10 protein-coding genes are annotated in these 11,962 nt (G+C 71.7%); 4 read left to right on the top strand and 6 right to left on the bottom strand.

The genetic code is table 11. The annotated features are described in order from the left end of the window. Positions 1-167 precede the first annotated feature (167 nt). Together WMF17_RS03540 and WMF17_RS03545 are read right to left on the bottom strand one after the other, a co-directional pair. Complete coding sequence (locus tag WMF17_RS03540; RefSeq protein WP_437648113.1) at positions 168-872, bottom strand: DUF6968 family protein; 705 nt, start codon at positions 870-872, stop codon at positions 168-170. A 260-nt stretch (positions 873-1,132) separates the two neighbouring features. Next, positions 1,133-1,369 (bottom strand): hypothetical protein, encoded by a 237-nt coding sequence (locus tag WMF17_RS03545; RefSeq protein ID WP_437648115.1) that lies wholly within the window; start codon positions 1,367-1,369, stop codon positions 1,133-1,135. 654 nt (positions 1,370-2,023) lie between these two features. On the opposite strand from WMF17_RS03545, the gene WMF17_RS03550 reads away from it, so the two are divergent. From WMF17_RS03550 to WMF17_RS03560, 3 genes are all read left to right on the top strand, one after another. Next, complete coding sequence (locus WMF17_RS03550; RefSeq protein WP_437648117.1) at positions 2,024-2,617, top strand: hypothetical protein; 594 nt, start codon at positions 2,024-2,026, stop codon at positions 2,615-2,617. 235 nt (positions 2,618-2,852) lie between these two features. Then, positions 2,853-3,266: a hypothetical protein gene (locus WMF17_RS03555; protein ID WP_437648119.1), complete on the top strand. Its 414-nt coding sequence runs from the start codon at positions 2,853-2,855 to the stop codon at positions 3,264-3,266. A gap of 174 nt (positions 3,267-3,440) precedes the next feature. Continuing rightward, positions 3,441-4,070, top strand: coding sequence for a LysE family translocator (locus WMF17_RS03560; RefSeq protein ID WP_437648121.1), 630 nt, complete (start codon positions 3,441-3,443; stop codon positions 4,068-4,070). A gap of 64 nt (positions 4,071-4,134) precedes the next feature. On the opposite strand, the gene WMF17_RS03565 is transcribed toward WMF17_RS03560, so the two are convergent. Continuing rightward, positions 4,135-4,746 carry a hypothetical protein gene (locus WMF17_RS03565; protein WP_437648122.1) on the bottom strand — a complete coding sequence of 204 codons (612 nt, stop codon included), beginning with the start codon at positions 4,744-4,746 and terminating at the stop codon, positions 4,135-4,137. A gap of 534 nt (positions 4,747-5,280) precedes the next feature. Here WMF17_RS03565 and WMF17_RS03570 point away from each other — a divergent pair. Then, positions 5,281-5,691, top strand: coding sequence for a hypothetical protein (locus tag WMF17_RS03570; protein WP_437648124.1), 411 nt, complete (start codon positions 5,281-5,283; stop codon positions 5,689-5,691). A 27-nt stretch (positions 5,692-5,718) separates the two neighbouring features. On the opposite strand, the gene WMF17_RS03575 is transcribed toward WMF17_RS03570, so the two are convergent. Genes WMF17_RS03575 through WMF17_RS03585 form a run of 3 tightly spaced genes read right to left on the bottom strand, consistent with a single transcriptional unit; the run spans position 5,719 to position 11,916 of the window. Then, positions 5,719-9,009 (bottom strand): FAD-binding and (Fe-S)-binding domain-containing protein, encoded by a 3,291-nt coding sequence (locus WMF17_RS03575; protein ID WP_437600557.1) that lies wholly within the window; start codon positions 9,007-9,009, stop codon positions 5,719-5,721. 10 nt (positions 9,010-9,019) lie between these two features. Continuing rightward, positions 9,020-10,126 (bottom strand): enolase C-terminal domain-like protein, encoded by a 1,107-nt coding sequence (locus WMF17_RS03580; RefSeq protein ID WP_437648126.1) that lies wholly within the window; start codon positions 10,124-10,126, stop codon positions 9,020-9,022. Between the two features lie 2 nt (positions 10,127-10,128). Continuing rightward, positions 10,129-11,916, bottom strand: coding sequence for a thiamine pyrophosphate-requiring protein (locus tag WMF17_RS03585; protein ID WP_437648127.1), 1,788 nt, complete (start codon positions 11,914-11,916; stop codon positions 10,129-10,131). Positions 11,917-11,962 lie beyond the last annotated feature (46 nt).

An 11,962-nucleotide genomic window follows, 5' to 3' on the forward strand; every position in this document is an offset into this window, starting at 1 on the left:
CGCCCTGGCCCTCGCGTGGCCTCGGGCTGCGCCGAGCTCCGCGCCATGCCAGTCGGCCCGAGCCGGCGAGGCATGGCAAGGCGGCTTTCGCCCGGGCACATCCCCGCACACCGACGCGGTCGCGCTGCCAGATCGGGCGCCGCCGTCGCCATCGGTGGAGCTGTGCTTCATTTCGTTGCTGTGCCCGGTCGTTCCTCGATCAGGATCCGCGGGAACCAATGTCCCGCCGCGCCTTCCCGTGTAGAAAAGTCCCCACCTTCTGCGAGGCTGTCCAGGAGAATCGGGATGAGATAGAGCAGGTGTGTCAGCGCTTGGATCGGGTCTTCTCCCGATCCAGAGCGACGCTGTATCGCGTCTCCTGGACCGATGATCTCGCACGGCGCGCGCCAATGGCCACTGGCCATGGTTGGATGTCCGAGGCGTACGATCACGTTCTCCTCGTTGCCACCCTTCCCCTTCAGCGTCAGCTCTCGCTCGCCGAGGACGTCCACTTTTGCGAGCATCGGCCCGTTGCCGATGCTGGAGTCGTCTTCTGACGCGATTCGCGGCACGAAGCGCCACGCATCCGGCTTCTCTGTGGGCTCTTGCTCCACGGGTTCGTTGCTTCCGGATAGCTCGATGGATCCACGCGCTGCCATGTCCTCGAGCTGAGCATCGAGGAGCAGGAATGCGTGCAAGATAGCCTGAGCCTGGTCCATGCCGAGGGCCCGGTCTGTCGTGCCGGATTTCCCTGTTTCTTCCACCTGGACGTCAACGCACCAAATGCCGTCGTTTCCTGGTTCTGGATGGCCGAATCGCGCGACTACCGTCTGAGGCGGTGAGCCGTCGGATGGCTTGAACACCAGCTTCCGCTCTCCGAGAATTCTGTTCATGCGTCGTCCGATACACGCTCTCGGCGCCCGTTCAAGCGGGAGATGCGTCCGCTCGGACTCAGGCGAGGTTCTCTACCTCATCCGATCGTGACCGAACCCACGCGCCGTGCTCGGTCGCACGCGCGACGAAACGCCATGCGTGTATCCTTCAGGTCCTGGCGCCGCGTTCGCTGGCAGCGGAGCGTGCACCCATCGATCCTCCGGAGGAACCGGACGATTCTCTCAGCAGCGCCGAGACGATTCGCCGATCGGGGAACGCTTTAGCGAAGCGGAGCATGAGGCGCGACGGGGCCGCCGGCGCGGACCAGCGGATGGCCGACGTCGAAGTACCCCTCCATCCAGAGGTGACCGAGGTTGCCGCCAGCCTCGTACATCGCGAGGGCCCGGGCCATGTCCGCCACGCGGCGCGCCTGTGTGTAGCCGTGCTCGTCGCGGTAGAGCACGCGGAGCTCCTCGGGTTTGAGGTCGGACACGAAGAACGGCGAGTGCGAGGTCACGAGGAGCGGGTCCTCTCCGAGGCGTTGCGACACTTCCCCGCCGGGTCGAGCTGCGCTCGGGGCTCCCACGTGGGGGGGGCCCGGGATGCCCCGGGGGGCCCCCGGGGTGCGAGGCGGTTCGGGGCAGCGGCGAGGCGGTTCGGGGCAACCGAGGGGCGGTTCGGGGCAGCGGCGAGGCGGTTCGGGGCAACCGAGGGGCGGTTCGGGGCAGCGGCGAGGCGGTTCGGGGCAACCGAGGGGCGGTTCGGGGCAGCGGCGAGGCGGTTCGGGGCAACCGAGGGGCGGTTCAGGGCGACCGAGGCGCGGTTCAGGGCGACCGAGGCGCGGTTCAGGGCGACCGAGGCGCGGTCAGCATGCTCGTCTCGGAGCGCTCAACCTCCATCCGGGCGCTCTCGGCGCGTGGGCGAGCGCGGGCAGACTCTGCGACACCCGAGGCGCCTCCGGAGGCCGAGCGTACCGTCGAAGCTGGAGAGATGCAGTGGCTCTGCTCCTTCTGCGGTCGAGCTACGGCTGCGGTCACGGCTGCCGTCAACGAGGCCGCCTCTGCGTTCCTCCTGGCGTGGAATTCGTGCTCTGGCAGGCAGGCATGCTTGCGAGACCGGGCACGCCATCTTACGGTACCCGCTTGCAACTGAAGCACGGGAGGAGAAAGCAATGGATTCGAAGAAGAATTCGAATTGGACCACGTGGGAAGACATGCCGATCGACGAGTTCCGGGCGCGCGCCGCGAAGGCCAAGGCGCTGGCCGCCGAGCTCGAGGAGAAGCTCGACAGCCTATTCCCGGGGCTCGTGACGCTGACGAAGGAGCAGCGGCAGACGGCGCCGCGGCTGCGGGACGGCGAGCACGTGATGCTGAACAAGGTGCTCGACGTGGTGGACATGAAGCCCGCCCTGTTCGAGTCGCTGGCGGATCAGGACGAAGGGATGGACCCGAACCGCTTCGAGACCGCGCTGCTCCGGGACCGCATCGAGAAGCACGTGCTCTTCAGCGAGGTCGCGGAGAGCCTCGCGCCGATCGGGGGAGAGCTCGGCGACTCGACGTTCTATGCGGCCATCAAGTTCCGCGAGACGCTCTATGCAGCCTACCGGATCGCCAAGACGCACGCGCAGACCGATCGCAAGGTGATGGACGTCCTGGCGCCGGTCATCGACTTCATGCGGAGGAACGTCGCCCCCGGGACCGCGGCGAAGAAGAGCCGCAAGCCGGCGCCGGCGACGAATACGCTGCCCGGCGCAGACGAAGGGTAAGCCTCGGAGGCGAGGGCGGGGGATCCCGCCGCGCGTTCCTCGCCTCCTCCACGGTCGAGGAGCATGGACCGAGCGGCGCTCCGTACGAAGCAGGAGACGCGGGACATCGCCCCCGCGCCCCGCGCCCCGCGCCCCGCGCCCCGCGCCCCGCGCCCCGCGCCCCGGCGCCCCCGCCCCCCCCGGACGAGCGGCGCGAGCCGCTTCTCGACGGCCGCGCGCGCATTAAGCTTCCTTCATGAGGCTCGGGGCACGGCTCACCACGCACGCATTCTCGGCTGGCGCCGCCGGCATCAGCTTCATCGTCCAGCCGATCCCGGGTTCGGACCAGCTGTTCGTCATCCCGATCCAGTACCTGCTCACGGCGTCGCTCGCGAAGGAGCGAGGCGCGCACCTCTCGAAGGCGGCGTGGTCCCAGATCCACCAGATCATCTGGGGCGGCGGCGCCATTCGGCTCATGCTCGACCTGACCCTGGGGCTGATCCCGCTGGCCGGCGCGGTCACGAACGCGATCACGGCGTTCGCCATGACCGAGTATATCGGGCACTACGTGGATAGAGCCCTCGACAACCCGGACAAGGCACCTCCTGACCTGTCGATCCAGGACATCCTGGACACCATCAGCTCCCTGTTCACCACGCGAGCGCGGTAGGCAAGCCGTACCTCGGGTCGAGCTCACCCTGCGGCTGCTGGAGCGGAAGGACGAGCTTCTCGGGAGCGACGCGGCGTCACCACCCGATCAGGCTTCGCCGGCTCGACCCGCCGGCCCCGAGCTCGCGCGGCGAGCCCTGGCCGGCCGAGCGTCGAGCGGGTACACAGGCTCGTCATGAGCTCGACCCTCCTTGCCTTTGGCGGCGCCGCGCTGGTGCTGGCGATGATCCCGGGGCCGAGCACCGCCGTCATCGTGCGGCAGGCCCTGCGCGGCGGGCGCCGCGCCGCGCTCGCGACCATCGCCGCGAACGAGCTGGGCCTCCTCTTCTGGGCCCTCGTCGCGGCGCTCGGGGCCACGGCGCTCGTCAAGGCCTCCGAGGTCGCCTACGACGCGCTCCGCCTCGCCGGCGCGGCCGTCCTCGTCGTGCTCGGCGTTCAGTCCATCCTGGGGCGGCGTCGGGCCGGCGCCGGCGGCGCGGGGCCGGGAGCCCGGGAACCCGCTGCCGGCGCGTGGAGCGCCTTCCGCATCGGCCTCCTCACCATCCTGGCGAACCCCAAGGCGGCCGTGTTCGCCGCGTCCTTCCTGCCGCAGTTCGTGCCGACCGGCGCGCCGACGCTGCCGGCGCTGCTCCTCCTCTCGCTGGTGTGGGTCGCCGTGGACACCGCCTGGTACCTGGCGCTCGTCCTGCTCCTCGGCCGGCTCCAGGCGGCCATGACCGGCGGTCGCGTACGCCGGACGCTCGAGGCGGTCTCCGGCGTGGTCCTCGTGGCGCTCGGCGTGCGCATGGTCCTGGAACGTCCCTGAGGAGCGCGGCCGCTCCATCGACGCCGCCGCGCGTCCGTGGGGTGGGGTGAGGTATCGCCTTGGCTCAGCGGCGGAGCGCGGCGGCTGCGCGCCCCGAGACGGCGGTCCCGCTCACGACGACGGCCGACCCCAGCGCGAGGAGGGCGACCAGCGTGAGCACCATGGGATAGATGCCGACCAGCGCGAGGATGCCGAGCACCACCGCGCCGGCGCCGATGAGCGACTGCAGGCCGGCCGCGGCCATCGACGCCTGACGAGCGACGTGGGCGAGGTGCGGCTCCGCGCCGCGCGTGTCGAGCCCGCCGAGGTCCGCCGTTGCGCCGCCGCCGAGCAGGGTCGCTCCACCGAAGACGATCACCGCGATCGAGGTCAACGTCGCGGGGGAGAGGCCGAGGAGCGCGAGGACGCCGAGCACGACGCCGGCCACGCCGCCGACGAGCTCCGCGCCCAGCCCGCCGCCGAGCTCGGCGCGCGTGTCCCACTCGAGGGGCGGCGTGGCGCGGGTCAGCGCGCCGAGGCGCGAGGCGATCGCGCCGCCGTGCGCGATCAGCGCGGCGCCGAAGACGATCGTGGCAATCGAGGTGAGCTCCCCTGGCATGGTCCCCGTCAGCCCGAGGATGGTGAGGACGATCGCCGCCGCGCCGCAGACCACCTCGGCGAGCGAGCCGCCGAGCACGATCTTCGGTGCCTTCTCCTCCTCTGATCTGTATCGCGCGCCTGACAGCGGCGGATTAGGGTTCTCCTGCTGTGCAAAATGTTCACGTTCTTCAGGCTTCAGTGTCGGCATGATTCCCCCGTCCTGTGATGAGCTCTGTCGCGCTCACGCTCCCTCCGGCCTGCACGTGCTGCGCCGGGCTCCCCATCTCGCGCGACGCCCACGCCGGCGCGGCCTGCTGGGACGGGTTCCGCAATGGCGATGGTCATGATCGCGTCCGAACGCGGGCGCAATGACGTTGGGGTTGTCCGGTGAACGCTGAGCCTGCCGACCTGCCGGACACGCCTCGTCGAGCGGGCAGCCGTCGCGGTCGCGGCGCTCGCCGGCCTCGGTATGAGGCTTGCTCGAGCGACGACGGCGCAGCGGGCGGCGGGTGAGTACCGGCCAGCCCGGACTTGATGCCCGAGATGGGCAGTGGGTCCGTCGTGACGCCAGAAAGGCGATCGAGGGGGCGATATGAAGTACGGTGATACGGGGCGACGGGTCGGCCGCCGGATGGGGCTCGCGCTCGGTCTTCTCGCGAGCATGGCGCTCGCTGGCTGTGGCGGCCCGAGCGCGCGAACCGTCCACGGTACGCAGCTCGCGCCCGGTGCCGATGCGCAACTCACTGCCGACATCGACGCCGACGCCGCGACCACGCGGCTGGCGGTGGACGTCGTTCACCTCGCGCCGCCCGAGCGGATCGCGGCCGGCAGCAAGCACTTCGTCGCCTGGCAGCGCCCGAACTCCGAGACCCCGTGGCGGCGGCTCGGAGTGCTCGACTACAATCCTGGCAGCCGAAACGGCAAGCTGGCCGAGACGACCGTGCCGTATGCCAACTTCGAGCTGCTCATCACCGCCGAGGAGCAGAGCAGCCCTCATTCCCCATCGTCTGCCGCCGTCATCGGGCCGACGTCTGTCGGGTAGCGTCGCGCCCGGCGGACGTGGCGTCGCTCAAGGCAAGCGCCGTCGCCGCCGCCCGAGCAACCCCACCGCCGCGAGCGCCACGGCGGCCACGCCCGCCGCCTGGAGCCACCGGCCGCGCCGCGCCCGCCGCCGCTCGGCCGCGAGCCGCCGGCCGCCCGCCCAGAGGAGCGCCACGCCGGCCGGCGTCGCGGCGAGCGCGGCCGCCTTCGCGCGCGGTAGCACGTAGACCTCCTCGGGCCCGGGCAGGTAGGCGCGCTCGGGGTAGTCGCCGGCCGGCCCCGCGGGGCCGTGCAGCGCCGCCATGCGCACGACCTGGGCCAGGTGCAGCGCCTGCCGGTCGGTCGTCTGCTGGATTTGCTCGCGGCAGCTGAAGCCGTCGGCCACGACGAGCGCGTCCTTCGGCGCCGACCGGACCGCGGGCAGGAGCACGCGCTCGCCGCACCGGATCGAGACGTCGTACTTGTCGCCCTCCTCGAAGCCGAACGCGCCCGCCATCCCGCAGCAGCCCGAGTCCAGGAGCTCGATGTCGAGGCCCATGCCGCGGAGCACGTCGCGCTCGCCGTCCATCCCGAGGATGGCCTTGTGGTGGCAGTGACCGTGCACCACCGCGCGCCGGTCGAGCCGCGGCAGCTCGATCCCGCGCGCGCCGGGCGAACGCGGGCCGGGATCGCCGTCCGGCGCCCCCTTCAGGAAATCGCCGAACAGGTGCGTCTGCTCCCGGAGCTTCGACGCGACCGGGTCGTCCGGGAAGAGCCCGCGCAGCTCGTCGCGGAAGACCGAGACGCAGCTCGGCTCGAGGCCGACGATCGGCACGCCGCGCTCGATCGGATCGCGCAGCGCGCTCATCACGTCGCGCAGCATGCGCTTGGCCGTCTTCAGGAAGCCGAAATCGTAGAGCGGCCGGCCGCAGCAGAGCTGTGCCTCCGGGACGATCACCTCGTAGCCCGCCGACTCGAGCACCTCGGTCGCGGCGATCGCGGTGTCCGGGAAGAAGTGATCGTTGAACGTGTCCGGCCAGAGCAGCACCTCGGGCCCGCCGGCGTTGCGCCGCGGCCGGCCGTGGAACCACTGCCGGAACGATGTCCGCGCGAACGGCGGGATGGTCCGCTCGGGCGCGATGCCGGCGAGCTTCTTGGCGATCGCGGCGAGGGCCGGCGTCTGCGTCACGAGGTTCGCGAGCCCGGGCACGCGCTGCCCGAGGCGCGCCCACCAGTGGATGAGCCCCATCGAATAAGCGGCGCGCGGCCGGAGCCGACCCGCGTAGTAGTGCGACAGGAACTCGGCCTTGTAGGTGGCCATATCGACGTGGACCGGGCACTCGTCCTTGCACGCCTTGCAGGCGAGGCACAGGTCGAGCGACTCGCGCACCTCGTGGTCGCGGAAGCCGCGGAGCTCGTCGCCCTCCAGCATCTCGAAGAGCAGGCGCGCCCGCCCGCGCGTTGAGTGCTCCTCCTCGTGCGTCACCCTGTAGCTCGGGCACATCGTGCCGCCGTCGTGGCGCCGGCACCTGCCGACGCCCACGCAGCGCAGGGTCGCGCGCGTGAAGTCGCCGTCGTCGTCCGGGAAGCGGAAGTGCGTCTCCACCGCGGCGGAGCGGAAGCCGGCCCCGAGGCGGAGGTTCTCGTCGACGCGGTACGGGTCGACGACCTTGCCGGGGTTCATGGAGAACGAAGGGTCCCAGGCGGCCTTGAAGCGGCGGAACGCCTCGATGAGCTCCTCGCCGTACATCTTCGGCAAGAACTGCGCGCGCGCCTGGCCGTCGCCGTGCTCGCCGGAGAACGAGCCGCCGTAGCGGACCACGAGGTCGGTCGCCTCGTCGAGGAAGCGCTTCCAGTTGCGGATGCCCTCGGCCGTCACCACGTCGAAGTCCACGCGGCAGTGCACGCACGCCTGCCCGAAGTGGCCGTAGAGCGCGGGCTGATAGCCGTGGCGATCGAAGAGCGCGCGCAGGTCGCGGAGGTAGCCGCCCAGGTTGTCCGGGTGCACGGCGGAGTCCTCCCAGCCGGGCCACGTGTCGGGCTCCCCCGGGACGCGCGTGGTCGCGCCGAGCCCGGATCTGCGCACGTCCCAGAGCGCGCGCTCCTGGTCGGGGTCGTCGTACAGCTTCATCGTCGGCGGGTTCGGCCCGCGCGCGAGGGCGCGCATGGCGTCGAGCGCCCCCGCGTCGGACTCCTCCTGGGTGTCGCCCCCGAACTCGACGAGCAAGAAACCGCGGCCCTCCGGGAGGTAACGCAGGTAACGCTCGTGGAGCCCCTTCTTGTGCATGTCCTCGATGAGCCGGTCGTCGATCCCCTCGAGCGCGATCGGCCGGAAGCGCATCACCTCGGGGACGTGATCGCCCGCGGAGAACACGTCCGGGTAGCCGAGCACGAGGAGCGATCGGAACCTGGGCCAGTCGACGAGGCGCAGGGTGGCCTCGAGCACCGTGACGCATGTCCCCTCGGTGCCGACCAGGGCGCGCGCCACATGGAAGCCGTTCTCCGGCAAGAGCTCGTCGAGGTTGTAGCCGGACACGCGGCGCGGGATGCGGGGGTAGCGGGCGCGGATGAGGTCCGCGTACCTGTCGCGGATGGCGCGCAGCTCGGCGTAGATGCGGCCGCGTCGGCCGCCCTCGCGGACGATGGCCTCGAGCTCGTCCTCGCTCGTCGGCCCCACGCGCAGCCGCAGGCCGTCGTAGGTCAGCACCTCGAGCTCGTGCACGTTGTCGACGGTGCGGCCGCCGAGCACCGAGTGCACGCCGCACGAGTTGTTGCCGATCATCCCGCCGAGCGTGCAGTACTCGTGGGTCGAGGGATCCGGCGCGAACGTCAGGTCGAGCTCGTTCGCGGCGTCGCGCAGGGTGTCGAGCACCGTGCCCGGCAGCACCCGCGCGCGCTTGCTCGCGCGCTCGAGCGAGAGGACGCCGCGCATGTACTTCGAGAAATCGAGGACGACGGCGACGTTGCACGTCTGCCCGGCGAGGCTCGTGCCGCCCCCGCGCGCGAGGATGGGCGCGCCGTGGCGGCGGCACGCGGCGACCGCGGCGATCACGTCGTCCTTGTGGCGCGGCACGACGACGCCGATGGGCAGCTGCCGGTAGTTCGACCCGTCGGTCGCGTAGAGCGCGCGGTCGCCCGCGGTGAAGCGGACCTCGCCCTCGACAGCGCGCGAGAGCTCGGTGGCGAGCGCCTCCACCTCGGGGCCGGCCGCGGGCGCGAGCCGCACGCGCCGCTCGCCGGGCAGGCGGATCACGCCGCGATCGATCTCGCGCTGGACGGGCTCGGAGGGCCTGTCCTCCGCCGCCGCGCTCTCCTCCTTCTGCTGCTCGATGTGCTGCATGATTCCCCCCTCACACTGCGAAGCGCTCGGCGTCGGCGCGCCGGAGCGAGAGCCCCATCCCGGGGCGGTCGAGATCCGGCGCGAGCGCGCCTCCCGCGGGCGCCACGGCGCCCTCGAAGAGCATCTGCTCGATGCGGACGTGGTCGTGGAAGAACTCGAGGTGCGCGAGCCGCTGCACCGCGCACGCCGGGTGCAGGTGCAGCGACGGCGCGCAGTGGCCCGACAGGTCGAGCGAGCGCGCCTCGCACAGCGCCGCGGCGGCGAGGAAGCCGGTGATCCCGCAGCGGCTCGCGTCCGCCTGCAGGACGTCGACGGCGCCGGCGTCGAGCATGCGGCGGAAATAGACGAGATCGTAGCCGTACTCGCCCGCCGCGACGTCCATGCCGGCGGGCGCCCGGTCGCGCAGGAGCCGCAGCCCGTCGAGGTCGTCCGAGGTCACGGGCTCCTCGAACCAGCGGACGCCCTCGCCGGCGAACTGCTCGGCGAAGGCGAGCGCCTGCTTGCGCGAGTAGGCCCCGTTGGCGTCGACGAAGAGCGCGGCGTCCGGGCCGATTGCGCGGCGCGCCGCGCGCACGCGCGCGAGGTCCGCCGCCGGGTCGCGCCCCACCTTCATCTTCACGCGCGGGATGCCCGCGGCGACCCAGCCGCCGAGCTGCTCCGCGAGCTCGACCTCGGTATACGAGGTGAACCCGCCGCTGCCGTAGAGGGGCACGCTTTCACGCGCCATGCCGAGCAGCGCCGCGAGCGGCAACGCGAGCAGGCGGGCCTTCAGGTCCCAGAGCGCCGCGTCGACCGCGGCGATCGCCATCTGCGCGATCCCGGGCCGGCCGAGGTTGCGGATGCTGCGCACCATCGCGGCCCACGCGCCGGGGACCGCCAGCGCGTCGCGCCCGCGCACGACGCCGGCGAGCTTGTCGGCCACGAGCCGCGCCGCCGCCACGTCGGCGTACGTGTAGCCGAGCCCTCGCTCGCCCCCGGCGGACGCGTGCACGACGACCAGCGTCGTCTCGCGCCACTCGAGCGTGCCGTCGGACTCCGGCCTGTCGGTCGGGATTGTGTACGCGGCCACCTCGATCTGCTCGACCGGGATCGCCGTGCGCTGCAGCTCGCCGGCCATCGTCAGCCCCGGTGCGGGATCCAGCTCTCGATCATGTCGCGGTACGTCTGGCGGATGATCCCGCGCGCGTCCGGGTCGCCCCGGAGGAGCGCCGACGTGAGCATCCTGGCCTGATTCACCGTGATGTGCGGCGGCAGCGGCGGGACCTCCGGGTCGGTGACCGCCTCCACGACCACCGGCCTGTCGACCCGGAAGGCCTCGTCCCAGGTGCGCGCGACCTGGTCCGGGCGGTCGATCCGCACGCCCGAGAGCCCGAGCGCCTCGGCGTAGGCCGCGTACGGGAAGTCCGGCAGCGTCTGGGATGCCTCGAGCTTGGGATCGCCGCTCATCACGCGCAGCTCCCAGGTGACCTGGTTCAGGTCGCGGTTGTTGAGCACCAGCACCACGAGGCGCGGGTCCTTCCACTCGCGCCAGTACTTCGCCACGGTGACGAGCACGTTGATGCCGTTCATCTGCATCGCGCCGTCGCCGACCATCGCGACGACCGGGCGGTCGGGGAAGGCGAACTTCGCCGCGACCGCGTAGGGCATCGCGGGTCCCATCGTCGCCAGCGTCCCCGAGAGCGAGGCCATCATCCCCTCCCGGATCTTGATGTCGCGCGCGAACCAGTTCGCCGACGAGCCGGAGTCGGCGGTCAGGATGCAGCGGTCGGGCAGCCGCGACGACAGCTCCCAGTAGACCCGCTGCGGGTTGAGCGGATCGGCGTCGTTCATCGCCCGCGCCTCGAGCACCTTCCACCAGTCGGCGACGCTCTCCTCCAGCCGGCGCCGCCACGAGCGGTCGGTCTTGAGCTTGAGGTAGGGGATGAGCGCCCGCAGCGTCTCGGCGCTGTCGCCGATCAGGTTGACCTCCATCGGGTAGCGCAGGCCGAGCATCCGGCCGTCGATGTCGATCTGGACGCCGCGCGCCTGGCCCTCCTCCGGCAGGAACTCCGGGTAGGGGAAGCTCGAGCCGACCACGAAGAGCGTGTCGCAGTTGGCCATCATCTCCCAGCTCGGCTTGGTGCCGAGCAGGCCGATCGAGCCGGTGACCCAGGGCAGATCGTCCGGGAGCGCCGCCTTGCCGAGCAGCGCCTTGGCCACCCCGCACCCGAGGATCTCGGCGACGCGCGCGACCTCCGGCGCGGCCCCGAGAGCGCCCTGGCCGATCAGCATGGCGACGCGCTTGCCGGCGTTGAGCACGCCGGCCGCGCGCCGCAGATCCTCCTCTTTCGGCACCACGCGCGGCGAGCTGTAGCCGAGGCCGGTGTGCACGGTGCCGTGCGTGTGCGGCGGCTCCTCGACGGCGTCCATCTCCTGGACGTCCTTCGGGACGATGACGCACGTGACGGTGCGCTCCGCCCTGGCGATGCGCATCGCGCGGTCGATGAGGTGCCGGATCTGCGCGGGCGAGGACGCCATCTGCACGTACTCGTGCGCGACGTCCTTGAAGAGCGTGACGAGATCGACCTCCTGCTGGTAGTGCCCGCCGAGCGCGGCGCGGTCCTGCTGGCCGACGATGGCCACGACCGGCTGGTGGTCCAGCTTCGCGTCGTAGAGCCCGTTCAGGAGGTGGATCGCGCCGGGCCCCGAGGTCGCCATGCACACGCCCACCTCGCCGGCGAACTTCGCGTGAGCGCACGCCATGAACGCGCCCATCTCCTCGTGCCGCACCTGGATGAACCGGAGGTCCGGAACACGGCGGAACGCGCCCACGATGCCGTTGATGCCGTCGCCTGGGTAGGCGTACACGCGCCGGACACCCCACGCGACGAGGCGCCTCAGCAGGAACTCGCCGACGGTCTGGGCCATGAGTCTTCCCCCCCGCGAGCTCGGAACGTGAGCTCGACCCTGCGGG

This window comes from Sorangium sp. So ce362 (assembly GCF_051519845.1).
Lineage (GTDB): Bacteria > Myxococcota_A > Polyangia > Polyangiales > Polyangiaceae > Sorangium.